The sequence below is a fragment of the Lentibacter algarum genome, from assembly GCF_040580765.1.
Lineage (GTDB): Bacteria > Pseudomonadota > Alphaproteobacteria > Rhodobacterales > Rhodobacteraceae > Lentibacter > Lentibacter algarum.
Genome location: NZ_CP158687.1, coordinates 837,763 through 861,829, shown reverse-complemented (window position 1 = coordinate 861,829; position 24,067 = coordinate 837,763). Strand labels below are relative to the sequence as shown.

The window sequence follows — 24,067 nt, the reverse complement described above, 5'->3', positions numbered from 1 at the left end:
ATCAGATTCAGTTGATTTTGGTCCATTTCTGACTGGCACAAAGCAATCCGCCAGCGACACAGCCTTTCAGCGTCAGTTTTTTTCCACCAACCTGCATTTTGCCAAAATAAATTTTGTCATTTGACGGACGCCAGACCTTGCCCTCATAAGCACCTTCTCCCTTTGGGCTCATTGCACGGACAATTTGTTTGCCTTTATTTGGTGAGTTGTACTCACCACTGTCATTGAACGTTTGGACAATGGTACCGCATACATTCGCACCGCAAGGGCTAATCTCTACATGTGCATAGGCGCCGTCGTCTACTTCGGTTTTCCAAAGCCCAAGCGCAGGATCAGCCATTGCTGCGCCCGTATAAAACAGACTTGCCAGCGACAAAATAAGTATTCTTTTCATGATAAGACCTCCCAATCTTCAACTATCTTGAGCGTGCAGAGCGATTCCACGCAAGCATGACTTGAGGTCACATTGCATTTCGTGCGCTCGCGTGCATAAAGCTCCCAACATCTTTTTCACAGGACTTTAGCATGATCCTCTACCCGGCAATTGACCTTAAAGACGGCCGCGCCGTGCGCCTTGTTCATGGCGAAATGGACCAAGAAACTGTATTCAACGAGAACCCGGCTGCGCAAGCCTTGGAGTTCGTTGCAGCGGGCTGCGAATGGCTCCACCTTGTTGATCTCAATGGTGCTTTTGCAGGTGAGCCTGTCAACGCAGCACCTGTCGAAGAAATCCTCAAACAAACAAATGTCCCCGCCCAACTTGGTGGTGGAATCCGTGATATGGCTACAATCGAACGCTGGATCAGCCGCGGTCTTGCTCGGGTGATCCTTGGCACTGTGGCAGTTGAAAACCCACAACTCGTACGTGACGCTGCTCGCGAGTTCCCCGGCAAAGTTGCCGTTGGCATAGATGCCCGCAAAGGTATGGTGGCAACAAAAGGCTGGGCAGAAGAGACCAATGTCAATGCTACAGACCTCGCCAAATCTTTTGAAGACGCAGGCGTTGCAGCGATCATTTATACGGACATCAATCGGGACGGCGCGATGAAAGGGCCCAACGTGGAAGAAACAGCGGCGCTCGGAAATGCCGTTAGTATCCCCATCATTGCGTCTGGAGGCGTTTCATCGCTTGCAGACCTTCAGGCACTCAAGACATGCGGCGCCCCTCTCAACGGCGCGATATCGGGCCGCGCACTCTATGATGGAGCTATCGATTTAAAAGAAGCGCTCGCGCTTATGAAGGGCTGAAGCATGCTGAAAACCCGTATCATTCCTTGCCTTGATGTCGCTGACGGACGCGTCGTCAAAGGGGTGAACTTTGTCGGCCTGCGCGATGCGGGCGACCCAGTTGATGCTGCCAAAGCCTATGACGCCGCTGGCGCTGATGAGCTTTGTTTCCTCGATATTCATGCAACCCACGAGAACCGTGGAACCATGTTTGACATGGTCACCCGCACAGCTGAGCAATGCTATATCCCCCTCACTGTCGGCGGCGGTGTGCGCACGGTTCAGGACGTGCGCGACTTGCTTCTTGCAGGTGCTGATAAGGTCAGCTTCAACTCTGCTGCCGTCGCTAACCCAGATGTGGTCGGCGAGGCATCAGCACATTTTGGCTCGCAATGTATCGTTGTGGCAATTGACGCAAAAACGGTAAGCTCAGGCAAATGGGAGATTTTCACCCATGGGGGTCGTAAATCCACAGGCATTGACGCCGTCGAGTTTGCCAAACTGGTGACAAAAAACGGCGCTGGCGAAATTCTCTTGACCTCAATGGACCGCGACGGAACCAAAGCAGGCTATAATCTTCCCCTCACCCGTGCGATCTCCGATGCTGTTAGCGTACCAGTGATCGCATCTGGTGGCGTTGGTAATTTAGAGCATCTGGTTGAAGGCGTGAAAGAAGGTCACGCAAGCGCCGTCTTAGCCGCGTCGATCTTTCACTTCGGCACATATTCCATAAAAGAGGCCAAAGAGTACATGCAGGCCGCGGGCATTCCCATGAGGATCGAAGAATGACACTAGACGAGCTTGAAGCCATCATCGCCACTCGTGCAAAAGCCTCTCCGGAGGACAGCTGGACAGCCAAGCTCCTAGCCCAAGGGCGCGACAAAGTTGCAGAGAAGCTGGGAGAGGAAGCAATCGAGACGGTGATTGAGGCCGTTAAAGGCAACAAAGCAGGCCTCACATCCGAGGCAGCCGATCTCCTTTTCCACCTCCTCGTTGTGCTCTATGCCAATGAAGTAAGTATCTCTGATGTCATGGCCGAACTTGAGCGCCGTCAGTCCCGCTCCGGCATCGCTGAAAAAGCCTCACGCCAGAATTAGAACGTTATCTCTGAGCAAAAACGAGGGATCCTGTGGCAACGCCCAGCTGCTTAACGCGACGAAACACGTTCAGAGCTTGGAACTGATCACACCGGTGTTGAACCCACCACGCCGCAACTCACCGAAGAGACGCTGATATTCAATCTTGGGACAGCGGCCCATGACGACGTCCACGCCACGTTCACGAGCGTGCGCGGCCGCCTCTTCATTGATGACGCCGATCTGCATCCAGATTGTTTGGAGTTTGGGCAAGCGCTCCAAAGCCTCTTCCACAATTGGCAAAACATCTTCGGAACGACGAAAAATATCCAAAAAATCAGTGTCTAGAGGAAGCTCTGCGAGGCTGCCAACATAAGGAGCACCCAAAAAGTCTTTCCCGACATAGGCAGGGTTCACAGGGAAAATTTCATACCCTCGCAACTTCAGATAGCGCCCCACAAAAAAGCTGGGGCGTGTTTCTTTACTGGACAGTCCAACAATCGCGACCTTCTTTGCGCGCGACATCACATCCTTCAGAAAACGGTCGGTATAGATCTCGCTCATTTATATCTCCCTCATATCCTATTGATCAAAAAAAAGCGCCCAAGTCGAGCTTGAGCGCAGTTACGGAACGAGGGACAGTGTTTCCAAAGCAGGTGTTCCATCCTGCTTCTGGATTAGATGTAGGAACGATTTCCAACTTATAAAGAGGATGTAAAAAACCTGTGAACAAAGCGTTAATTCAGGCTGATTTTTGCCGAGTGGCGGCATAAAGCGACACGGCAGCAGCATTTGAAACATTCAAAGACCCAAAGTCCCCCGCAAAATCGATCTTCGCCAAAACGTCACATTGTTCTTTTGTCTTTTCGCGAAGCCCTGGCCCCTCTGCGCCCAAAACCAAGGCAACGGGACGGTCTTGATAGCCTTCCAGCTCGGCGTCAAGCGTGGTCTCTGCATCTCCATCAAGACCAATTAGAAAATACCCGTAGCCTTTAAGCTCGTCCATCGCACGCGAGAGATTCGTGACACGCAGGTAAGGCTGACGTTCCAACGCACCACTTGCTGTCTTGGCCAAAGCGCCTGTTTCTGGCGCAGCATGGCGCTTTGTTCCGATCACGGCGCGCGCGCCAAATACTTCAGCCGAGCGCAGAATAGCCCCCACATTGTGCGGGTCTGACACCCGATCAAGCAACAAAACGCGTGCAGGCCGCTCATCGCCCCCGCTGACGCAGGCATCCGCCACAGAGCCCCAGTCGAGAGCCTTCACTTCAAGCGCAGCCCCTTGATGCACAGACTGAGGGTCCAAAGGCGCAGAAAATTTACGCGGATCAGAAACCTCCGGCTCCATCCCACTTTGAGCAATCACGTCGGCAAGCTTAGTTTGCGCATTAAGCGTAACGATAAGGCGCAGTTTCTCACGCTTAGGGTTGGCAAGAGCATCGCGAACAGCGTGTAAACCAAAGAGCCACACCGTCTCGGCGGCCTCCAACTTTTTGCCACGTTCTTTTTCCACAACCCACTTTGGCTTTTTCATCGCAAGACCCTGTTTTCAAGCTGAGAGACATTTTCTCTCCTCTGCGCCGCTTATCATGCCAATTTGCTGTTGACGACCCTTAGCGAGGCAAGTAATCCCCTCCCTCAGTGGGCGACAGGCCGCAAGGTGTGGCAGGGGACTGTAACTCCCTCGCGGAGACGCACGCCTGGTTCGATTCCAGGGTCGCCCACCACTTACAAAATCATTTATTTTCCTTACTTTAATGGCCCATCAGGCCATACTTGTAAGTCTTGCCGACACATAAACAGAAAATAAATGCGTCAGCTTCAGTCTCAGTGGTATTCGGCGGATGACGTTTATCTTCAAAAACGCTCGGATCAAAATGCGCGGATCGCATACGTCCAAGGCACTTAGGCAGTCTGGTCTTGCTCATATAATACAAACTGGCGTGTGCCTGATCGCCAACCTGTGGCGTTCATTGATCGTTCAGACCAGTTTTTACCCAGAGTGACCACTTCAACGCATACTGAAAATCCAATTTCAAAAGAGATAAATTGGATCCTGCTTTCCATAGTCGTTTTCAAAATAGGAGCTGGCGTCCAATTCTCTGTCCTCATCCTAATGAAAGTCCCTGCTTGGAAACAGCTTCTTGGCTTGATCACGTGGATGGTACGCGCGACTTGCTGAAGTAGTGTGATGAGCTCGGGGTGTATCGTCTGCATGCGGCAAGGTCTGACCAACGGCCTCTCCCATTGGGTGACCAAGCTCGGACAACCGATGCGACATATCCTGAATATCTTGAGCAATTAGATGCACGACAATGCCTTCACGTTGCAGATATCCAGCTATTTGCAACAACCGCCCCCCCATCACGGCCTTTCGGAATTTCTCATAGACTTTAGGCCAAACAACGATGTTGCTCACACCTGTTTCATCCTCAAGTGTTAAAAAAATAACACCCGAAGCCGTGCCAGGCCGCTGGCGGGTAATAACCAGACCACACACGGCGATACGGCCCAACGGAATGCGCGCCAGTTCAGCATGTGGTGTTACATTATTGAGAGTAGGCCGTATCAATTCAACAGGATGTGCCCGCAGTGACATCCGCATAGAGACATAATCTTCAACGACTTCTTCACCCAAGTTCATCATTGGTAACACCACCTTTGGCTCGGGAATCACTTCGCCATCGATTGGATCATTGAACAGCGGCAAAGGCCTATCAGCCCTGATCGCTTTAACCTGCCAAAGAGCATCACGTCTGGTCAGGCCAACACCCGTAAAGGCGTCGGCCTCGGCCAACCGCTCTAAGGTGCTTGGGGATACCCCTGCACGATGCCATAGGCTTGGAATATCATGGTATCCATTCCCACGGGCGGAAACGATCCACTCTGCATCGTCCCTCTTCATGCCTTTGATTTGCCGAAACCCCAATCGAAGGGCCAAAGTACCGTCTGTTCGCTTTTCTAAGTGGTTGTTCCAGCCCGAGTTATTGACACAGACTGGTCGGGTTTCGATGTTGTGTTCGCGGGCATCCCTTACGATCTGAGCGGGAGCATAGAACCCCATTGGCTGTGAATTCAGAAGCGCACATGCAAAGGCCGCTGGGTGGTGACATTTTAACCATGCTGACACATAGGCTAACATTGCGAATGCCGCAGCGTGACTTTCAGGGAAGCCATATTCACCGAAACCCTCGATTTGAGAAAAGCAACAATCCGCAAAATCGGGATCGTATCCACGTTGCAACATTCCACGGATGAACCGATCACGAAATGTTCCAATGGTTCCCATTTTCCGGAAGGTAGCCAAGGATCGCCGTAGATGATCAGCCTCCTCTGGAGCAAAGCCTGCTGCGACCACAGCGATTTGCATAGCTTGTTCTTGAAACAACGGAACGCCGCATGTTTTACCCAGCACAGCTTCCAATGCCTTGGATGGAAAACTGACCGGTTCCTTGCCTTGTCGCCGGTTGATATAAGGGTGAACCATGCCACCTTGGATCGGGCCAGGACGTACAATAGCGACCTCAATCACTAAATCGTAGAATGTGCGTGGCCGCATGCGGGGTAGGAAATTCATTTGAGCTCGGCTTTCCACTTGGAACACCCCAACCGCATCAGCCTTGCACAGCATATCATAAGTCTTGGTGTCTTCTTGTGGAACGCTTGCAATGTCCAATTTCGAGCCCCCATGCAAGGCAATCAGATCAAAGCACTTGCGGATACAGGTCAACATTCCCAACGACAGGATATCAACCTTCAGGATGCCCAACGTATCAATATCATCCTTGTCCCATTCAATCACCGTGCGGTCATCCATTGCCGCATTTTCAATAGGGCAAAGCTCATCCAGCCGCCCTTGTGTGATGACAAAACCCCCTACATGTTGGGACAGGTGACGGGGGAATCCGATCATCTCACCAATCAAACGTAGCGTTTGAGACAAACGGCGATCACTGAGGTCAAGGCCAAGTTCGCGCACACGGGCTTCATCGACTTGAGCACCCGACATCCCCCAGATTTGACTGCTCAACCCGCTCAGCACGTTCTGTGACAGCCCCATGACCGCACCCACTTCCCTGATCGCGGCACGCGTGCGAAAGTGAATGACCGTGGCGCACAGCCCCGCCCTGTGCCTGCCATATGTCTCGTAGATATACTGGATCACTTCTTCACGGCGCTCATGCTCGAAGTCGATATCAATATCGGGTGGTTCACCACGGTGTTCAGACATAAACCTCTCGAACACCATGGTAATCGTCTCAGGCCCAACATCAGTGATCCCCAGCGCGTAGCACAGGATCGAATTGGCAGCAGACCCACGCCCCTGACACAAAATTCCTTGAGAGCGTGCAAAGGTCACAATGTCATGCACGGTCAGGAAATACGCAGCAAACCCGAGCGTCTTCACCAGTGACAGCTCTTTTTCAACCAAAGCACGCACACGCTCTGTTATGCCATTCGGGTAGCGCCGTTTCAGGCCGCTGGCTGTCAACCGGACCAGTCGGTCATGGGCCGTTTCCCCCTCTGTAACTTCCGTAGGGTATTCATAGGAAAGTTCAGACAGGCAAAAACTACACTTGTCTGCGATCTCTTGCGTCCGTCTAATCACTGCAGGGTGATTGCGAAACAATCGAGCCATATCATCGATGCCCTTGAGCCGACGCTCTGCATTGGGGAGGGCGCGTTTGCCAATATCATCAATACGACACCTTTCACGCAAGCACGTCAGGACATCAGCCAATTGCCGGCGAGATCCGTGGTGTAAAAGCACATCACCTACAGCCACCATCGGCGCAGAGGTTGTATGTGACAAAGACATACATTGATCAAAATAGGCTTGATCGCTGCCATCATATCTTGGCGCACACCCCAGATATACGTTTGAGGGGAATGCTCTGACTATCTCTGCGATGTGCCCAGCAGTCTGTTTGCGGCCCCCCTGAGGAAGGCCAATCAAGATCATGCCCTTGGCTCCGTCCAACACATCATGATGGAATAGATGGCATTCACCTTTTTCGGCACGCATCTTACCGAGTGTTAAAAGGCGAGACAGTGCCTCATAGCCCTGACGATCTTTGGGTAATGCGACCCAATGCACCAAGCTATCCTGCAACACCAATCTTGCCCCTACGATCAGTTTGGGAAATTGGCTCCTAACATCGGGACCGTTTAGCAATGTCCCCCCTGTATCTTGCCGACTGCTGTGATCCATCTGTTTGCTTGATCGTATGATGACGCCCTCTGATGCAGTGCGCTTCAATTCTTTCAGGGCCGCATACGCCCGTACAACACCCGCCAATGAATTATGGTCCGTGATCGCAATGGCAGACAATCCGAGCTCAGCGGCCCGTGTCACGAGCTCTTCGGGGTGAGATGCACCTTTGAGGAAAGTGAAATTACTCGTGGTGCAAAGTTCGGCGTAGCTCATGCGAACATCCCATGCACAAACCAACTTGGGTTTTGAGGCGTATAAAACATCCATAACCGATGACCTTCACGGGTCTCTACTTTCCAATAGTCCCGCACACCGTGTCGCCAGTTTTCATCATCAAACCACCATTCTGGAGCAATGCGCTCTGGTCCCGTTGTGCGCCCAATCTGAAAGGACATACCCCGCCATTTGAATCTCTTGGGCGGAACAGTTGTCGCTGCGGCCACATACTCAGGCTGAAACAATCGAATAGGTCGTGGGTTCCAAGTCACCCATGCACCCGTAGGCTCTGACCAAGCTGCGGGTGCAATCATGAAGCTGCGTTCAGGAATATGGCTGTCAGCGGGCAAAAACCTCTGGATGTTCTCTAGTCCGATACGATTTCCCAGCCGCGTGATCAAATCGTGCAAACCGTCATCATGTCGTGATTTGCCTTGAGTGGCTTGTGTGGTTTGCTCGACGGGTAAAGCTTCCACCTGAACGGCGACCAAACGTAATTGGTCAATGCCAAAGCCAGAATCTATCTCTCCAACCCCCCTTTCGAATAATGGAAGTATTCGAGTTGGATCACGAAGAGGTCGTGCAAGACGCAATTCAACGGTTTGATCACCCCCGTCAATGCGCCGACAAGACAAAGACAGCACCCGCACACCTGACATGTTGTCTGTCAGTTTTTTACACAACGGGTAAAGCAGGCGTTCTACACCCGCCATCACATCCTTCGCTAAGCCAATGGGCTCAGGCAACGTGAGCCGTGTCGAATAGGTTGGCGCATTGGCTTCTGGGGAAATGCTCTCAGCTTGACGGCCTAGCGCTTGATCCAATCGCATCAAAACCGATGCCCCAAACCGTTGACCAACCGTAGCGCGAGGCAGGGCCGCAAGCTGCCCGACCGTCTTGATGCCTAAACGCTGTAAGGTGGTGTCCTCCTTAGTCGTGATTCGAAGGCAAGCGATGGGTAGCCTCTGGATCGCGCTCAGGGTGTCGCTAGTGTCAGCACAGCCCTGACCGAAATGTGCCAAAGCCCATGCCGCGCCCAATGTGTCACCTATGCCAACACAGACCGTCAGTTTAGATCGGGCCAGTCGCATTCGAATGTCGCTCAGTAACGCCACCTCCCCCCCCAGCAGGTGGGCCGAACCAGTGATATCAAGAATTAATCCATCGACGCCATCCTTCCCAACCCACGGACAATAGCGTTTGGCCCATCTGAGAAGGCGGTCTTGAAATAACTGATCCGCCTGAGCGTTGTGCAATTCTGTTTTTAGCTGCGGACAAAATGAACGGGCATCAGCCAAACCCATACCACGCCTCAACCCACGTTCTTGAGCCATCTCATTCAGGCAAATAAGACGATCCGCATTCTTGATCTGTGCGATAACAGCGAAGGGACCCTCAATATGCTTTGTACGCAGAATGCGCTCGCTGGGCAGGTTCGGAAACCACAGAGATACGATGCGCTTCATCATTCCAGCAGACCTTCCAATCTCCACATGTTCCCGATTTGTTCTTATTAAGCTCCCATTGCATTTGTGTCGAGTCATCTGGTGAATAGGCAGGTGAAATAGACCAACGGGTTTGCGTTGCATTACTCCCCATGCCCTCACGCACAATCATCAATCCCGTAGACGAACCCGCTTCTGCTGCGAGTTGCAATCTACGCCCAGCTATCAAAGTCAGCGGCTTAGTAAGTTCGGCGACGACCAGTGACACAGAACCCGATCTCAAAGCTTCTTCTGTTGCGGCTAATATATCATGGGCACCAGCACATTTCCCGATCAAGACACGATGTGGATCACAATAGGTTTGCAACCCGTGAGGATTGAGCACCTCAGGCACCCAGCCTTCGACAAACCAAATGGCCTTACCTGATGTGACACCACAGCAAATGGCAGCAAAGCTATACGAGCCTGCACCTGTTACCTCGTGGTACCGGCAGGCTTTGAGCGGAAACACATCTGAGAATCTGACACGCATCAGGCTTTATGTTCACTAAATGTTCCAAATCTCAAGCCGTGAGATATTTTTTTTACAATCCTGGGTCAAAAGTAGATGCCTTGAACAAAAACGAATTGAACCTTCTCAGCCACGCGACGATGTACCCTTAGTGAAGATCGAAACTGCCTGCCACACGACCCAAAGGGCAACGCAGTGTCGCTTGGGGCTCTGTGCTATTTTATTGTTTCTAATTCTTCGTAAGCCCCTTGGACGCAGCCGTTGATTGTCTCTATACTCGCAACAAATAACGAGTGCTGAGCGGAGCCTATGGCTGCAAAACCTAAGACAACCGACGATTTTAATGTTTTTGTGATCGGACAGGCTGGGCGCCTGCAATACGAGGCGCTTCTGTTTGCTGCCTCTGTGAGAGAATTCAGCCCTAATTTCAAAGGCCGCCTGATTGTGGCAGAGCCGCAACCCGGCCCCCTTTGGCCGCGTGATCCGCGTATGGACGACACTCTCGTTCTAGAAGCCCTCAATGATCTTGATGTCGAGATTATTCCCTTTGAAAGCAAGGCTTTCGGAAATGCTTATGCTTACGGCAACAAGATCGAAGCACTGACAGCCCTCCCCAAAGGCAAGCCCTTTGTTTTCTTTGACACAGATACGCTCATTACAGACGAACTCACATCTGTTCCCTTCAATTTTAATAAGCCCTCGGCTTCACTCAAGCGTGAAGGCACTTGGCCAACACTTGAGCTCTACGGGCCAGGATATGGCGAGATATGGAAGTCGCTCTATGACAAATTCGGGCTTGATTACAAAAGCTCTCTCGATCAATCTCAGCCTGATGAATATTGGAAACGGTATCTATACTTCAACGCAGGCTTCTTCTTTTATAAATGTCCGCATGAATTTGGTGAAAAATTTCTCGAATACGCTCTGGCCATACGCGACTGCCCCCCACGCGAGCTGGTCTGTCAAACAATGGACCCATGGCTTGATCAGGTGGCCCTGCCGCTGGTTATTCATGCGCTCGGCGGCGGCCGAGATACACTGCCTGACGGCTATCTAGACGGGGCTGTTAGCTGTCATTATAGGTTATTTCCTATGCTTTATGCGCGTGAAGCGGACAATGTTATCGCGGCGCTTGAGCAGGTATGCGCGCCCAACAAGCTCAAAAAAGCTCTGAAAGCTTATAATCCGATCAAGCGCATGGTCTATCAAGGTCGGGGAGAAAAAGTGCGCGCGCTTTTTGATCAGAACGACCTGCCCCGCAAGGAACAGGCCATCCGCAACCGCATCAAGCGCGAAGGCTTCTGGATGCGTTGAGACAGAACAATGTTCTGAGATCCTCGCTATAGAGGGCAGAGCATTCCGCGTTCGGAACAAGTTTTGAACTCCTGTCCCTCTTAGGGCACTCCCAGTTGTGAAGGTCCGTCACTTTGCCTAACATTTGCCCAAACACACACTTGGGAGGCCCAAATGGCTTACGGATTCGACACACTTCAAATTCACGCAGGCGCAGCACCAGACCCTGCCACGGGCGCGCGCCAAACGCCAATTTACCAGACAACAGCCTATGTCTTTCGGGATGCTGACCACGCAGCAGCGCTCTTCAACTTGCAAGAGGTAGGCTATATTTACTCTCGCCTGACAAACCCGACGGTTGCAGTTCTGGCGGAGCGCATTGCCACACTCGAAGGTGGCCAAGGCGCAGTTTGCTGTTCTTCTGGCCATGCAGCCCAGATCATGGCGCTCTTCCCCCTGATGGCACCCGGGCGCAATGTTGTCGCATCCTCGCGCCTGTATGGCGGAACAATCACGCAGTTCTCTCAAACGATAAAACGCTTCGGCTGGTCTGCTAAGTTTGTCGACTTTGATGATCTTGAAGCAGTCAAAGCCGCCATCGACGATGACACCCGCGCAGTTTTTTGTGAATCGATCGCCAACCCCGGCGGCTATATCACCGATCTGGATGCGATTTCAGCGATCTCAGACGCTGCAGGCATTCCGCTTATCGTCGATAACACATCAGCGACACCCTATCTCTGCAACCCGATCGAGCACGGCGCCACGCTTGTTGTGCACTCCACCACAAAATACCTCACAGGCAACGGTACCGTGACAGGGGGCTGCGTTGTAGACTCTGGCAAGTTTGACTGGTCGGCGTCTGACAAATTCCCTTCTCTATCCGAGCCAGAGCCTGCCTATCACGGCCTTAAGTTTCATGAAACATTCGGCGCGCTCGCCTACACGTTTCATGGCATCGCCATTGGTCTGCGCGATCTGGGCATGACGATGAACCCACAGGCAGCGCATTACACTCTCATGGGCATCGAAACACTGAGCCTGCGCATGGAGCGGCATGTGCAGAACGCTGAACAAATTGCGGGCTGGCTGGAAGGCCACGAGGCTGTTGATTACGTCACCTATGCGGGCCTAAAGTCTTCACCTTATAACGCGCGGGTGGCCAATATCTGTCCGAAAGGTGCTGGTGGCTTGTTCACAATTGCGCTCAAAGGTGGCTATGAATCCTGCCTCAAATTCGTGGATAGTCTCGAAATCTTCAGCCATGTTGCAAACCTTGGAGACACGCGCAGCCTTGTGATCCATTCTGCCTCCACAACACACCGCCAGCTTACCCCAGAGCAGCAGGAAGCGGCAGGCGCGGGCCCAAGCGTTGTACGGATTTCAATCGGAATTGAGGACGCAAAGGACCTGATCGCTGACCTCGACCAAGCTCTCGCAAAAGCCAGCGCATAAGCGCACGTTTTTAATGATTGTTAGCAGATGCCGCTTTGAGAAACTCATAGTGGCATCTGATCTGTTTTATTCAGAAGGGTATTGATATAATAAAAGCTTAATAGTGTTGTGACCGGCTTCAAGGCGGCTGTATGAAACCAAATTTTGCGTTAAAATTATCGTTTGAAGGCATTGGCCTTTTGCATCGTTCTACGGCGGGCTGGGACCGCGTTGGCGAAGTACCTCTAGATGTGCCTGATTTGCCAGAAGCCCTGAATTTGCTCAAGAAAACAGCGGCTCAGATCACGCCAGAGCCTCTCACAGTAAAACTACTGCTCCCCTCTGAGCAGATTAAATACCTCCAGTTAACGAAACCTGATGGCCCGACCTCGGAGTATGAGACTGCTGTACTTGCAGCTCTCGACGGCGCGACACCCTACACGCTTGAAGAGCTTGCGTATTGCTGGGCCGAATCTGGCACCGACCTCGTTGTTGCCGCTGTCGCGCGCGAAACCTTGCTGGAAGCAGAAGCTTTTGCCTCCGACAACGGATTTGAACCTATCTATTTCACAGCGCAGCCAAGCGCTGGCAGCTATGTCGGTGAGCCATTTTTTGGCCGCTGTAAGAGTATTGATGCCGATATCGAGCGCGACTTGGAAGCCGTTGTGGTCAGCGGTGTCGCGCGCATTCCTGAAGCAGCAACAGCACCTCCCGAAGACGCCCTTCCTGCAACGTCAGCGCCCAAGCCAGAAGTCCAGCCGCCACAAGCTTCAACTCCCTCGTTTTCAACGCGACGAGAGGCTGAGGGCAAGGAGGCAGTTGCGCCCTCTCTCTCAGGCGTCACACGGCATGAACCAAGCGCCGTTGCACCAAGCATCCCGCTTCTCCCAGAAGACGAAGCGAACGCCGCGCCCCCTCCTCCACAGCCCCTCCCCGACCTCACTGCAGCGGCGCGCGAGGAAATGGCATTTGTCAGCCAACGCAACCCTGATGGCTCTCCAGAACTGAACGCACCCGTCACGCAACCAGCAAGCACAACGCCTGTCGCACCTGCACCTCGCCCTCTGCCTACGCCACCGCCAAACCTTGTTCCTCCAACAGAAAACGAACGCCAACGTTTGACTGTGTTTGGAGCGCGAAAAAAGGAAAAAGTGCCTCAGAAGCAGAAGGTTATGGGGAAGCCGAGGTTCCTCGGTCTGATCTTAACCGCCGTATTACTCGTGTTTTTACTGGGTGTTGCGGCGTGGGCTTCAATCTTTGTTGGTGAGGGTCTGTCACGGTTCCTCGGCAAAGACCCTGAACGCATTGTTCTGGCTCCGTCTGATCTGGATGAAACCGAGATTGAAGGCGACGAGGCGATGGTGCTTGAGCCGCAGCTTGAGCTTGCAGCGCTCGACACGGGTGAGGAAACCCACGCTACCGATCTATCGCGTGTAATGCCTTTGCCGATCCCTGAGATCAGCTTGCAGGAAGCGCAAGAAAAATACGCAGTTACAGGCATTTGGGTCTTGGCACCTGCTGCGCCCACGGTTCCGCCACTGCAGGATTCTGATGATCTTTATATTGCGTCGATCGATCCTGTGATCTCGGCCCAAGATGCGATTGCTTTGCCAGCGCTCACCCTTGAGCAAGCTGACGGCACACTTGGTCGTCAAACCAATCCTGCAGCTCAAGGTCTCAGCTTTGCGCTGGATGCGCGCGGGCTGGTCAGGGCCACAAAAGAGGGTGCTATATCGCCAGACGGGCATCTCGTTTTTGCAGGCAAACCCCCTTATTTTCCTACCGATTTACCTGATAGGAAAGAGGCTCTGGAGGGGGCGGTAGAGGTGCCTGATTTGCGGGCGGCGATGCGGCCGAAAGCACGGCCTGAGGGGCTCGCGGAAGCCAATGAACGGGCCAATCTGGGCGGTTTTAGCCGAACAGAGCTGGCCTCGATTCGCCCCAAAATGCGCCCGCCTTCAGCACGCGAAATAGCCGCCGCAGAGCCACAACCCACGCCAACACCAAACGCCAGCGCCGCCCTTGAACAGGCGATTGAAGAGGCGGTTGCGCAGGCCGTTCCCCCAACGCCTGGAGCCGTGGTGATCAAGCTTCCTGAAGCCAATGCCCGCGACCTCGACCCGAACGCCACTCCGCAGGCAGTGGCGCGTTCTGTGAAGCCCAAGGACCGCCCCAATAACTTTGATCGCATCGTAAAACGTGCTGAAAAAAATCAGCAACAAGAAGAGGTTACGCAAGTTGCAGCGGTTGCTCCACGCACTGTTGCGCCAAGTATCCCCTCGCGTGCCTCCGTTGCAAAACAAGCCACTGTGCGAAATGCGATTAACCTAAAGCGGGTCAATCTGATCGGCGTCTATGGTAAGCCAGCCAGCCGCCGCGCGCTCGTCCGCCTGTCCAACGGGCGCTACAAAAAAGTGGCCGTCGGCGACCGCATTGATGGTGGGCGTGTTTCTGCGATTGGCGAGACAGAATTGATTTATCAAAAGAACGGTCGCGGTGTGACTTTGAAAATGCCAAAAGGCTGACTTGAAAATTCAGTAAACGGTACGTTTTCATCTCTTCATACATTTTGCAGGAACCAAAATCAGGGGGGTGAAAAGCGTGCACAACCCGTGCACAAAGCGTGCACCGCCTGAAACGTGTTTTTGTTCAGACAAAATTAGACAATACGGCGCGCGCAGGCTTTACTGTTTGGGCGTACATTCAAGACTATCAATGCCCTCTGAGAGCGAAACAACATGACCGACCTCGCTGTCTATGGCGGCCTTTTTCTTTCGGCCTTTGTCGCAGCCTCACTGCTGCCAGCACAGTCCGAACTCGTGCTGGCGGGGCTGCTGGCCTCCCAAGAATGGTCTGCCTTTTGGCTCCTCTTTGTGGTGAGCTTTGGCAATATTCTTGGCGCACTGTTCAACTATGCTCTCGGGCGCGGGGCGAATGCGCTCCAACACAAGCGCTGGTTTCCGTTTTCAGGCGATACGCTGGCGCGTGCCGAAGGCTGGTATCGGCGCTACGGGCGCTATTCGCTTCTGCTCAGCTGGGCGCCTCTTGTGGGCGATCCACTGACTTTGGCAGCGGGCGTGTTGCGCGAAAACATCTGGATCTTTCTCGCGCTCGTCACCTTGGCAAAAACAGGGCGCTATCTGGTGGTTGCAGGATTGGTCTGGGGCTGGCTCTAGGCGAAATAATGCATATTTCTTCGCATATCTTTGGCTACAGCTGGCGAAATTATCGCATCTTTGAGATTTAAATCGTAATTTGAGAGCATGAAAGACCAGATTGATTCTAAACTCATCACGGCTTTGCAGCAGAACGCGCAAGCCACGGCCCAAGAGCTGGCTGATATGCTTGGCCTCTCGCCAAGTCAGGCCGCGCGGCGACGTCAGCGGCTGGAAGCCAGCGGTGTCATTCTTGGATATCGCGCGCAGCTTGATGCGGGGGCGCTTGGCCTTGGTGTGCAGGCCTTTGTACAGGTCCAGCTTCTCAACCATGACCCTACCCTTTCCAAGAGCTTCAACAAATTGATCGGTTCACAACCAGAGATCATTTCAGCCTGGGCTATGACGGGCGATGCAGATTTGTTGCTGAGGATTTATTCCAAGGATCTGGCCTCGCTAAACACGCTGATCCATGACATCCTTCTGGCGCATGGGGCAGTTAGCCGTGTGCATAGCCAAATTGTGATGAACCAGATTAAACAAGACGCACCGTTGCCAGCCTAATGCACTCTTTATTGTTCCTTCCTACGATTTATTTGTTGGCCGCTGTCATTGCTGTGCCCCTCGCGTCCCGCTTGGGGCTTGGGTCTGTTTTGGGATATCTCAGCGCTGGTATGATCATCGGGATCATGCCTGGCCTTGGCGAAGAAACCCGCGCGCTTCAGCATTTTGCCGAATTTGGCGTCGTAATGATGCTTTTCATCGTCGGGCTTGAGCTGACCCCTGGGGCACTTTGGGCGATGCGCCAAAGGCTTGTCGGCCTTGGCGGTGTTCAGGTTGTGCTGACCTGTATGGTCTTTTTTGTGGCTTCGTCATTGTTCGGGCTGGCGTGGCAGACGAGCCTTGCGATTGGTCTCGTCTTGTCCTTGAGCTCAACCGCAATTGTGCTTCAGACCCTTACAGAAAAAGGCCTTGTGCAGACATCCGGCGGCCGCTCTGTCTTTGCGGTCTTGTTGACGCAGGATATTGCTGTGATCCCGTTTCTGGCGCTGATACCGCTCTTGAGCATTTCTGCGCCTGTCGTCTTTGGGCCAGATGGCTCGATCGTGCTGCAGACAGAGGACGGTGCGCATCATGCGACGTTGTTTGAAAGCCTGCCCTCTTGGGGCGTGGCGCTGGCGACACTGGCAACCATTGCGGTTGTGATCGCTGCGGGGGTCTTTCTGACCAAGCCGATCTTTCGATATATTCACGCCACGCGACTGCGAGAGATGTTTACGGCGCTTGCCCTGCTCATTGTTATTGGCAACGCCTATGTGATGACGCTCTTGGGGCTGTCGCCCGCTTTGGGCGCTTTTCTGGCTGGGGTTGTTTTGGCAAGCAGTGAGTTCCGTCACGAGCTTGAGAGCGATATCGAGCCGTTTAAGGGCCTCTTGCTGGGACTGTTTTTCATCACCGTGGGGGCCTCGATCAACTTTACCGCTTTGATGGCGGAGCCAGCCCTTATGATTGGCCTCGCCTGCGGGCTGATCCTGCTCAAGGGCGTTGTGCTTTTTGTACTCGGCTTCGGCTTTGGACTTCGGCGGCGCGAACTGTGGCTCTTTACACTGGCCTTGGCACAGGCGGGAGAGTTTGGCTTTGTCTTGATCTCGTTTGCGGGGCAACAGGGTGTTTTTACCGATGCTTTGGGCAACAGGCTTTTGCTGATTATCACCCTGTCGATGCTGATGACGCCGATGCTCTTTTTGGCCTACGACTATTTGCACAAGCGCTTTGAGGGCGCCAAACAGACCAGCGAGCCTGATGAGATTGACCATGCTGGGCCTGTGATAATTGCGGGTGTGGGGCGCTTTGGGCAGATTGTGAACCGGCTTGTGGAGAGCAGCGGATTCAAGACTGTGGTTCTGGATAACAATCTCAAGCGCATCCAGCTGATGCGCAGCTTTGGCTACCGCGCGTTTCTGGGCGATCCCACGCGGCCTGAGCTTTTGCGCGCGGCGGGCTTGCGCGATGCGCGGGTGCTTGTTGTGTCGCTGGACGACACCGAAGCGGGACTGCGGCTTGTGCGGCACGCGCGCAAGGAACGGCCCGACATCCATATCATTGCACGAGCCCGTGACCGCGGCCATGTGTTTGCGCTCTATGAGGCGGGCGCCAATGACATTGTGCGCGAGCTGTTTGACAGCTCCTTGCGGGCGGGACGCTATGTGCTCGAGAACGTCGGGATGACCGAATATGAAGCCGCCGAGGCGGAACAAGCGTTTTACGCCCATGACCGAATGGCCCTGAAAGAACTGGCGCAGCTTTGGAAGCCTGATCAGGATATGGCCAGCAACGAAGCTTACCGCAAGCGCGTGCGCGAGCTTGAGAAAGAGCTCGAGTTAAGTTTGCAGGCTTTGGCAGAGAAGAAAGACAGCGCCTAGGCGATAGACAGGGCAGCAAGGTCCGCGAGCTTGGGACGCGGCAAGTCTTGGAAGACCTTTAGCGTGAGCCTGCGCGCGGCATCGCCTGACCAGTCTTCTCCCAGCAAGATTTCAGGCGCTTCGGGCTGGCGCAGGACAATGCGCCGCCAATAGTGCAGCACCAGAAAGCGCAGCGCGGCGCGGGCCTCCTCTGTCAGGCTCTCTGAGGCGAGCGCGGGGGAAAGGCCTTCAAGGGCTGCGACATACCCAGAGAATTCAGCCAGCGCCGCCTCAGACACAAGAGCAGTGCGCATCCATTCGGGCACATCCACCGCCGCCAAGCAGAGCGGTGCGCCTGTGGCAGGCGCAGGCGAGACGAGGATATTGGCCCCAATCAGTGCGGATTTGGCGCGCCCTGATGCCGCAGCATCTTCCAGAAGCTCGATTTGCCAATCCGCCCCCTGCCCGCTTTGGACATCGCGATAGATCCGAGCGTAGGCTTTGCGCGTGAGCGCCTCGCCTGTCTCGGAAAGGTGATAGGACGAACGGCGACCCGTTTTGACAGCCTCAAGCCAGCCATCCTTGCGCAAACGGTGCAGCGCGACACGCAGAGCCTCGGGCTTCACGCCAAAGGGCGCGGTGAGCGCGGCCAAGAGCTGACTGTCGATCTGGTCTTCTTTGGCGGGGGCGATATCGCCAAAGATTGTGACAATGAGCGACCAAGTCTTTAGCGGGCCCTGCGCTTGCAGAGCCGTAAAGGTGGTTTCAAAGAGATGTGATGCGCCCATATTCATGGGCGCACCTTAGCGAGAGTGGATCGCGCGTTAAAGAGCGTTCATTGTGAGAAGCTCATAGGTTGCGCAAAGCTCGTCATCCTGATTGGTGAGCGACACATGCCAGCGCACCTCGCCGTATTCTTCGTTGCGCGTCGTTTTGCGCTTCACGGTCAGCGCCACTTTAATCGCGTCACCCGCCACAACAGGCTTCATAAACCGCAGGCTATCTAGGCCCGTGTTGGCCAGAACGGGCCCTTCGTTTGGCTCCACAAACAGTCCTGCCGCGAAGCTGAGCAAAAGGTATCCATGCGCCACCCGGCCCGGGAAAAACGGGTTTCGCGCGGCGGCTGCCTCATCCATATGAGCGTAAAACGTATCACCTGTGAAATGAGCAAACGTCTCAATATCCTCAAGGGTGATGGTACGGCTTGCTGTGTGGAGGGTCTCACCCAGCAAAAGCTCTGAGAAGCGGCGCGTAAACGGGTGTGCGGGGCCAGTGATCTGATCCGCGCCTGGCACCCACTTTTGGCCAATGGCGGTGAGCATATCGGGGCTACCCTGAATGGCGGTGCGTTGCATGTAGTGCATGACACCTCGGATGCCGCCCATCTCTTCGCCGCCGCCTGCGCGGCCTGGGCCGCCGTGAACCATATGAGGGAGCGGCGAACCGTGGCCTGTGCTCTCCTTCATAGAGTGGCGGTTGTTGATATAGATGCGCCCATTCCACGGTGCGGCCTCCGCGACAAAGGCGGTCGCGATGGCAGGGTCAGCTGTGATCAACGAGGTGACTAGGCTGCCCTCGCCCTTGGCAACGAGCGCCGCAGCATGGGCAAGATCGCGGTAGCCCATCACGGTGCTCACAGGGCCAAAGGCCTCTGTCGCGTGGACCTCTGTTGCGGTGTCGGGGCTTTCACAGTGCAAGAGCACGGGCGAAACAAACGCGCCTGTTGTGGGCACGCGGGCTTCGTCCCGCCAGACGATCTTGCTTTCGGTGGCGAGCGTATCGACCATGGCGAGCACATCACGCTTCTGGCTCGCACTCACGAGCGCGCCCATGCGGGTGCTTTCCTCGCGCGGATCGCCGATTGTGAGGGCGTCCAGCTTGGCGCTGATCGCTTTTATGACGGCCTGAACTTGCGCATCAGGAACCATGATACGGCGGATCGCCGTACATTTCTGGCCTGCCTTGGCTGTCATTTCGCGCATGACTTCCTTGATGAAGAGGTCGAACTCCTCAGAGCCTTCTGCGGCATCAGGGCCAAGGACAGAGGCGTTGAGGCTGTCTTGCTCGGCGATGAAGCGTGTCGAGTTTTGCGCAATGCTCGGGTGACTGCGCAGCATGAGCGCGGTCTGGGCAGAGCCTGTGAAGCTGACCACATCTTGGGGGCCGAGGCCGTCAAAGAGATCCCCCACGCCGCCAGAAATCAGCTGGAGAGCGCCTTCGGGGAGAAGCCCGCTATCAAGCATGATTTTGACAGCGAGTTCAGTGACATAGGCGGTGGAACTCGCGGGCTTCACAATGGCGGGGACGCCTGCGAGCAGGGTTGGCGCAAGTTTTTCGAGCATCCCCCAGACAGGGAAGTTGAAGGCGTTGATATGGACACCGACGCCGCGCAGAGGCGTGCAGATGTGCTGGCCCATGAAACTTCTATGGCGCGAGAGTTGCTCCAGTTCACCATCAACATAGACATGCGCTTCGGGAAGCTCGCGGCGGCCCTTGGAGGCGAAGACAAACATCGTTCCGATGCCACCGTCGATGTCGATCATGTGATCTTTTTGCGTGGCACCTGTGTGAAAGCTCAGATCATAGAGCGCTTGCTTGTGCTCGCCGAGCGCCATCGCCAGCGCCTTAACCATCTTGGCGCGCTCGTGGAAGTTCATCGCGCGCAAGGCAGGACCGCCAACCTCGCGGGCGTGGATCAGCATGGCCTTTGTATCAAGCGTACCGTTGCCAATCCGTGCAAAGGGCGCACCTGTGATGGCGCAGTCTACGCTGCGGGCGGCTGCGTCTGGGGCAACCCACTGCCCCATGGCATAGCTTGCAATCTCTTTCATGGCGCTCTCCTTTTTGGCTTTGGATAATTTATTGACCAACCGTTCGGTTTATGCAAGCTTTGTCTTGTAAGCTTGAGGGAGAGAGCAATGTCTGAGACAATTTTAGTGACACGCCACGACACATGGCACGAGATCATGCTCAACCGTCCTGACAAGCTGAACTCATTTAACGAAGAGATGCATCTTGCGTTGCGCGCAGCCCTTGAAGCGGCGCGAGACGAGGGTGCGCGGGCGGTTTTGCTCACAGGTGCTGGACGTGGCTTTTGCGCGGGGCAGGATTTGGGCGACCGTGACCCTTCCAAAATGGAGGGGCCACCCGACTTGGGCGAGACGGTACGCAGGTTTTATGGCCCGCTTGTGAACCTCATTCGCGCCCTGCCCTTTCCTGTGGTTTGCGCCGTCAACGGCGTTGCGGCGGGGGCTGGTGCAAACCTTGCCTTGGCCTGTGACATGGTGCTCGCCTCGGACAAGGCGAAGTTCATTCAATCCTTTAGCAAGGTTGGGCTTATTCCCGATACGGGTGGCAGCTTTCACTTGCCGCGCCTTCTGGGTGAGGCGCGCGCCAAGGGGCTGGCCTTTACCGCAGAGCCGATGAGTGCGCAGCAGGCCGAGGATTGGGGCCTCATTTGGAAATGTATTGAGGATGGGCAACTGACCTATGAGGCGCATGCACTTGTGGAAAAGCTTGCAAACGGACCAACACTGGGCCTTGCCCTGACGAAAGCGGCCATTCAGGCCTCGGCTGTAAACACGCTGTCAGAGCAACTTGAGCTTGAGGCGGGATACATGAAGACCTGCGGCGAATCTGCGGATTATGCTGAGGGCGTGAGCGCGTTTCTGAATAAGCGCGCGCCTCAATTTAAGGGGGAATGAGCATGACACCGAAAGAGCGCGCAGAGCGATCCGCCGCCGCGATGTGGGCGGGCGACAAGGCCTCCGAGTGGGTCGGAATGGAGCTTGTCAGTGTCGATGAAGGCGAGGCTGTCTTGGAGATGACTGTGCAAGCGCATCACACCAACGGCCACGGGACATGTCACGGAGGCATCTCCTTTTTGCTCGCCGACAGCGCCTTTGCCTTTGCGTGTAATTCGCGCAACCAGAACACTGTCGGGCAGCACACTTTTATGAGCTATCTCGCCCCCGGATTTGAGGGTGACCGCCTGCGCGCCACGGCGCGCGAAGTCAGCCTCACAGGGCGCAGCGGGATTTATGATGTGGTTGTAAGCAACCAGAACGGCAAAACACTCTGCGAGTTTCGCGGCATTTCGCGTGCCATCGCGGGCACACATTTTGACGAAGGCGGGGAGGCCTAAGACATGAAAGATCTGACACCAAATAAGAGCGACTTGGACCCCATCGAGATTGCCTCACGCGACGAGATTATGGCGCTGCAACTGACGCGGATGAAGACCACGCTGAAGCACGCTTACGACAATGTGCCAATGTATAAAGACCGCTTTGATGCGGCTGGGGTGCACCCTGACGATCTGACGTGCCTGAGCGATCTAGCGAAATTCCCCTTCACATATAAAGACGATCTGCGTGCCAACTATCCCTTTGGCCTTTCTGCCGTACCACGCGAAGAGCTGGTGCGCATTCATGCCTCCTCCGGTACAACCGGCAAGCCCACGGTCGTGGTCTATACCCAAAACGATATTGATGTCTGGGCAGAAGTCGTCGCCCGCTCTCTGCGCGCCTCTGGCCTCAAGCGTGGCGATACAGTGCACAACGCTTATGGCTACGGCCTTTTCACCGGTGGGCTCGGCGCGCATTACGGGATCGAGCGGCTTGGCGCGACAGTGGTTCCCATGGGGGGCGGGCAAACCGAAAAGCAGGTGGGCCTCATCACAGATTTCAAGCCACAAGGGATCATGGTGACTCCATCCTATATGCTCAACATCCTCGAGGGCTTCCACAAAGCGGGGATTGATCCGCGCACAAGCAGCCTTGATGTCGGCGTTTTTGGGGCCGAGCCTTGGACAAATGCGATGCGGCTTGAAGTCGAAGAGGCATTCGACATGCATGCCGTGGATATTTACGGTCTTTCGGAGATTATCGGACCAGGCGTGGCAAACGAATGCGTCGAGAGCAAAGACGGCCTCCACATTTGGGAGGATCACTTTTACCCTGAGGTGATCAACCCGGTCACAGGCGAGGTGGTCCCTGAAGGAGAAGAAGGGGAGCTTGTCTTTACCACACTCACCAAAACAGGCATGCCAATGATCCGGTACCGCACACGCGACCTAACCCGCCTCATGGCGGGCACGGCGCGCTCAATGCGGCGGATGCAGAAAATCACAGGGCGCTCTGACGACATGATTATTCTGCGCGGTGTGAATGTCTTCCCCACCCAGATCGAAGAACAGGTCATGGCGACAGGTGGTCTTGCGCCTTACTTCCAGATCGAGCTCTACAAATCAGGTCGGATGGATGCGATGCGGGTGTTTGTAGAGGCGGCAGCTGATGCGGCAGACAATCTCTCCCGCACAGCGGCGCAGCGGATGTTGACCAAACATATCAAGGATATGGTAGGTGTTAGCACCGAGGTCATCGTAGGCGATCCTGGCTCCGTGGCACGCTCGCAAGGTAAGGCCGTGCGCGTGATCGACAATCGCGACAAGGGCTGAGGACATGGCAAGAACACAAGCCAAGGACCACGGTGCCAAGCGCGAAGCCATCTTGGAAGCAGCGGCACGGGTCTTTGCCAGCGAGGGATTTGACCGCGCAAGCATGGCAGCGCTTGCGCAGGATGCGGGCATCTCGAAGGCCAACATCTACCACTACTATGACAGCAAGGATGCGCTCTTGTTTGACTTGCTCGACAGTCATCTCAAAGAGCTGCGCGACAGGCTCGCCGAGGTGAACCTCGACGGGCTGACCCCCGCAGAAAAGCTCCATGCGCTCTGCGCCGAAGTGCTTTTGGCCTATCAGGGCGCAGACAATGCGCACCGTGTTCAAAGCGCAGGGATGGATCACCTGCCCCCAGAGCAACGCCAAATTCTTGTTGGATATCAGCGCGATATGGTCAAGCAACTCTCAGGCGTGATTGCTGAAAATGCGCCTGACGTGTTTGAGCGCGATCCAGCCAAGCTGCGCAGCGTCACGATGTCGGTGTTTGGCATGCTCAACTGGCATTATATGTGGAATGCCAGCGCTGATGAACACGCGCGTCGCGCTTATGGCGCAGAAGTGGCCAAGCTTGCACTGGGCGGCCTCAAAGCTCTCTGAGGCTCTTTTTCTTTCTTCAAATATTCTCACGGGG

At 54.7% G+C, this 24,067-nt stretch carries 20 protein-coding genes and 1 tRNA gene; 14 read left to right on the top strand and 7 right to left on the bottom strand.

Annotated features, from left to right (window positions below; genetic code table 11):
• Positions 1–7 precede the first annotated feature (7 nt).
• The gene (locus DSM117340_RS04145; protein WP_089888107.1) at positions 8–394 is read right to left on the bottom strand and encodes a DUF2147 domain-containing protein; all 387 of its coding nucleotides are present in this window, start codon (positions 392–394) and stop codon (positions 8–10) included.
• 131 nt (positions 395–525) lie between these two features.
• On the opposite strand from DSM117340_RS04145, the gene hisA reads away from it, so the two are divergent.
• Genes hisA through DSM117340_RS04130 form a run of 3 tightly spaced genes read left to right on the top strand, consistent with a single transcriptional unit; the run spans position 526 to position 2,324 of the window.
• Positions 526–1,248: a 1-(5-phosphoribosyl)-5-[(5-phosphoribosylamino)methylideneamino]imidazole-4-carboxamide isomerase gene (gene hisA / locus DSM117340_RS04140; protein ID WP_089888105.1), complete on the top strand. Its 723-nt coding sequence runs from the start codon at positions 526–528 to the stop codon at positions 1,246–1,248.
• 3 nt (positions 1,249–1,251) lie between these two features.
• Positions 1,252–2,016 carry an imidazole glycerol phosphate synthase subunit HisF gene (gene hisF / locus DSM117340_RS04135; protein ID WP_089888103.1) on the top strand — a complete coding sequence of 255 codons (765 nt, stop codon included), beginning with the start codon at positions 1,252–1,254 and terminating at the stop codon, positions 2,014–2,016.
• On the top strand, positions 2,013–2,324 hold the full coding sequence (locus DSM117340_RS04130) for a phosphoribosyl-ATP diphosphatase (RefSeq protein ID WP_089888101.1): 312 nt from the start codon (positions 2,013–2,015) through the stop codon (positions 2,322–2,324). The genes hisF and DSM117340_RS04130 overlap by 4 nt, the downstream gene beginning before the upstream one ends.
• 69 nt (positions 2,325–2,393) lie before the next feature.
• Here the strand turns inward: DSM117340_RS04130 and DSM117340_RS04125 are convergent, their stop codons facing one another.
• Both DSM117340_RS04125 and rlmB read right to left on the bottom strand, forming a co-directional pair.
• Positions 2,394–2,867 (bottom strand): CoA-binding protein, encoded by a 474-nt coding sequence (locus DSM117340_RS04125; protein WP_089888100.1) that lies wholly within the window; start codon positions 2,865–2,867, stop codon positions 2,394–2,396.
• Between the two features lie 178 nt (positions 2,868–3,045).
• Positions 3,046–3,837, bottom strand: coding sequence for a 23S rRNA (guanosine(2251)-2'-O)-methyltransferase RlmB (gene rlmB, locus DSM117340_RS04120; RefSeq protein WP_089888099.1), 792 nt, complete (start codon positions 3,835–3,837; stop codon positions 3,046–3,048).
• A 109-nt stretch (positions 3,838–3,946) separates the two neighbouring features.
• On the opposite strand from rlmB, the gene DSM117340_RS04115 reads away from it, so the two are divergent.
• Positions 3,947–4,030: transfer RNA gene (locus DSM117340_RS04115), tRNA-Tyr, on the top strand.
• Positions 4,031–4,416: 386 nt separating this feature from the next.
• Here DSM117340_RS04115 and DSM117340_RS04110 read toward each other — a convergent pair.
• The gene (locus DSM117340_RS04110; RefSeq protein WP_271437111.1) at positions 4,417–7,731 is read right to left on the bottom strand and encodes an error-prone DNA polymerase; all 3,315 of its coding nucleotides are present in this window, start codon (positions 7,729–7,731) and stop codon (positions 4,417–4,419) included.
• Positions 7,728–9,203 carry a DNA polymerase Y family protein gene (locus DSM117340_RS04105; protein WP_089888095.1) on the bottom strand — a complete coding sequence of 492 codons (1,476 nt, stop codon included), beginning with the start codon at positions 9,201–9,203 and terminating at the stop codon, positions 7,728–7,730. Before DSM117340_RS04105 ends, DSM117340_RS04110 begins: the two co-directional genes overlap by 4 nt.
• Positions 9,204–9,999: 796 nt before the next feature.
• On the opposite strand from DSM117340_RS04105, the gene DSM117340_RS04100 reads away from it, so the two are divergent.
• The 6 genes from DSM117340_RS04100 to DSM117340_RS04075 all read left to right on the top strand — a co-directional run bounded on the left by DSM117340_RS04100 (position 10,000) and on the right by DSM117340_RS04075 (position 17,995).
• The gene (locus tag DSM117340_RS04100) at positions 10,000–11,004 is read left to right on the top strand and encodes a hypothetical protein (RefSeq protein WP_089888092.1); all 1,005 of its coding nucleotides are present in this window, start codon (positions 10,000–10,002) and stop codon (positions 11,002–11,004) included.
• A gap of 153 nt (positions 11,005–11,157) precedes the next feature.
• Entirely contained in the window at positions 11,158–12,438 is a 1,281-nt protein-coding gene (locus DSM117340_RS04095; protein ID WP_089888090.1) for an O-acetylhomoserine aminocarboxypropyltransferase/cysteine synthase family protein, read from the top strand.
• A 131-nt stretch (positions 12,439–12,569) separates the two neighbouring features.
• A complete protein-coding gene (locus DSM117340_RS04090; RefSeq protein WP_089888088.1) occupies positions 12,570–14,942 on the top strand; it encodes a hypothetical protein in 2,373 nt (790 codons plus the stop codon).
• A gap of 213 nt (positions 14,943–15,155) precedes the next feature.
• On the top strand, positions 15,156–15,593 hold the full coding sequence (locus DSM117340_RS04085; RefSeq protein ID WP_089888086.1) for a YqaA family protein: 438 nt from the start codon (positions 15,156–15,158) through the stop codon (positions 15,591–15,593).
• 87 nt (positions 15,594–15,680) lie between these two features.
• Complete coding sequence (locus DSM117340_RS04080; protein ID WP_089888084.1) at positions 15,681–16,136, top strand: Lrp/AsnC family transcriptional regulator; 456 nt, start codon at positions 15,681–15,683, stop codon at positions 16,134–16,136.
• Positions 16,136–17,995 carry a monovalent cation:proton antiporter-2 (CPA2) family protein gene (locus DSM117340_RS04075; protein ID WP_089888082.1) on the top strand — a complete coding sequence of 620 codons (1,860 nt, stop codon included), beginning with the start codon at positions 16,136–16,138 and terminating at the stop codon, positions 17,993–17,995. The genes DSM117340_RS04080 and DSM117340_RS04075 overlap by 1 nt, the downstream gene beginning before the upstream one ends.
• Here the strand turns inward: DSM117340_RS04075 and DSM117340_RS04070 are convergent.
• Complete coding sequence (locus DSM117340_RS04070; protein ID WP_089888081.1) at positions 17,992–18,768, bottom strand: PaaX family transcriptional regulator C-terminal domain-containing protein; 777 nt, start codon at positions 18,766–18,768, stop codon at positions 17,992–17,994. The two genes, DSM117340_RS04075 and DSM117340_RS04070, sit on opposite strands and share 4 nt — an antisense overlap.
• A 30-nt stretch (positions 18,769–18,798) precedes the next feature.
• On the bottom strand, positions 18,799–20,805 hold the full coding sequence (paaZ, locus tag DSM117340_RS04065; protein WP_089888080.1) for a phenylacetic acid degradation bifunctional protein PaaZ: 2,007 nt from the start codon (positions 20,803–20,805) through the stop codon (positions 18,799–18,801).
• A gap of 87 nt (positions 20,806–20,892) precedes the next feature.
• On the opposite strand from paaZ, the gene paaG reads away from it, so the two are divergent.
• From paaG to DSM117340_RS04045, 4 genes are read left to right on the top strand one after another with little or no spacing between them, the layout of a single operon-like run.
• On the top strand, positions 20,893–21,678 hold the full coding sequence (paaG, locus tag DSM117340_RS04060; protein WP_089888078.1) for a 2-(1,2-epoxy-1,2-dihydrophenyl)acetyl-CoA isomerase PaaG: 786 nt from the start codon (positions 20,893–20,895) through the stop codon (positions 21,676–21,678).
• Positions 21,679–21,680: 2 nt separating this feature from the next.
• A complete protein-coding gene (gene paaI / locus DSM117340_RS04055) occupies positions 21,681–22,118 on the top strand; it encodes a hydroxyphenylacetyl-CoA thioesterase PaaI (RefSeq protein ID WP_089888076.1) in 438 nt (145 codons plus the stop codon).
• Positions 22,119–22,121: 3 nt separating this feature from the next.
• A complete protein-coding gene (gene paaK, locus DSM117340_RS04050; protein WP_089888074.1) occupies positions 22,122–23,432 on the top strand; it encodes a phenylacetate--CoA ligase PaaK in 1,311 nt (436 codons plus the stop codon).
• 4 nt (positions 23,433–23,436) lie between these two features.
• Complete coding sequence (locus DSM117340_RS04045) at positions 23,437–24,033, top strand: TetR/AcrR family transcriptional regulator (RefSeq protein ID WP_089888072.1); 597 nt, start codon at positions 23,437–23,439, stop codon at positions 24,031–24,033.
• Positions 24,034–24,067 lie beyond the last annotated feature (34 nt).

What these genes read in the sequence shown, in the direction of transcription:
- DSM117340_RS04145 (WP_089888107.1), bottom strand. Translation starts at nt 394, where the DNA reads ATGAAAAGAATACTTATTTTGTCGCTGGCAAGTCTGTTTTATACGGGC.
- hisA (WP_089888105.1), top strand. Translation starts at nt 526, where the DNA reads ATGATCCTCTACCCGGCAATTGACCTTAAAGACGGCCGCGCCGTGCGC.
- hisF (WP_089888103.1), top strand. Translation starts at nt 1,252, where the DNA reads ATGCTGAAAACCCGTATCATTCCTTGCCTTGATGTCGCTGACGGACGC.
- DSM117340_RS04130 (WP_089888101.1), top strand. Translation starts at nt 2,013, where the DNA reads ATGACACTAGACGAGCTTGAAGCCATCATCGCCACTCGTGCAAAAGCC.
- DSM117340_RS04125 (WP_089888100.1), bottom strand. Translation starts at nt 2,867, where the DNA reads ATGAGCGAGATCTATACCGACCGTTTTCTGAAGGATGTGATGTCGCGC.
- rlmB (WP_089888099.1), bottom strand. Translation starts at nt 3,837, where the DNA reads ATGAAAAAGCCAAAGTGGGTTGTGGAAAAAGAACGTGGCAAAAAGTTG.
- DSM117340_RS04110 (WP_271437111.1), bottom strand. Translation starts at nt 7,731, where the DNA reads ATGAGCTACGCCGAACTTTGCACCACGAGTAATTTCACTTTCCTCAAA.
- DSM117340_RS04105 (WP_089888095.1), bottom strand. Translation starts at nt 9,203, where the DNA reads ATGATGAAGCGCATCGTATCTCTGTGGTTTCCGAACCTGCCCAGCGAG.
- DSM117340_RS04100 (WP_089888092.1), top strand. Translation starts at nt 10,000, where the DNA reads ATGGCTGCAAAACCTAAGACAACCGACGATTTTAATGTTTTTGTGATC.
- DSM117340_RS04095 (WP_089888090.1), top strand. Translation starts at nt 11,158, where the DNA reads ATGGCTTACGGATTCGACACACTTCAAATTCACGCAGGCGCAGCACCA.
- DSM117340_RS04090 (WP_089888088.1), top strand. Translation starts at nt 12,570, where the DNA reads ATGAAACCAAATTTTGCGTTAAAATTATCGTTTGAAGGCATTGGCCTT.
- DSM117340_RS04085 (WP_089888086.1), top strand. Translation starts at nt 15,156, where the DNA reads ATGACCGACCTCGCTGTCTATGGCGGCCTTTTTCTTTCGGCCTTTGTC.
- DSM117340_RS04080 (WP_089888084.1), top strand. Translation starts at nt 15,681, where the DNA reads ATGAAAGACCAGATTGATTCTAAACTCATCACGGCTTTGCAGCAGAAC.
- DSM117340_RS04075 (WP_089888082.1), top strand. Translation starts at nt 16,136, where the DNA reads ATGCACTCTTTATTGTTCCTTCCTACGATTTATTTGTTGGCCGCTGTC.
- DSM117340_RS04070 (WP_089888081.1), bottom strand. Translation starts at nt 18,768, where the DNA reads ATGAATATGGGCGCATCACATCTCTTTGAAACCACCTTTACGGCTCTG.
- paaZ (WP_089888080.1), bottom strand. Translation starts at nt 20,805, where the DNA reads ATGAAAGAGATTGCAAGCTATGCCATGGGGCAGTGGGTTGCCCCAGAC.
- paaG (WP_089888078.1), top strand. Translation starts at nt 20,893, where the DNA reads ATGTCTGAGACAATTTTAGTGACACGCCACGACACATGGCACGAGATC.
- paaI (WP_089888076.1), top strand. Translation starts at nt 21,681, where the DNA reads ATGACACCGAAAGAGCGCGCAGAGCGATCCGCCGCCGCGATGTGGGCG.
- paaK (WP_089888074.1), top strand. Translation starts at nt 22,122, where the DNA reads ATGAAAGATCTGACACCAAATAAGAGCGACTTGGACCCCATCGAGATT.
- DSM117340_RS04045 (WP_089888072.1), top strand. Translation starts at nt 23,437, where the DNA reads ATGGCAAGAACACAAGCCAAGGACCACGGTGCCAAGCGCGAAGCCATC.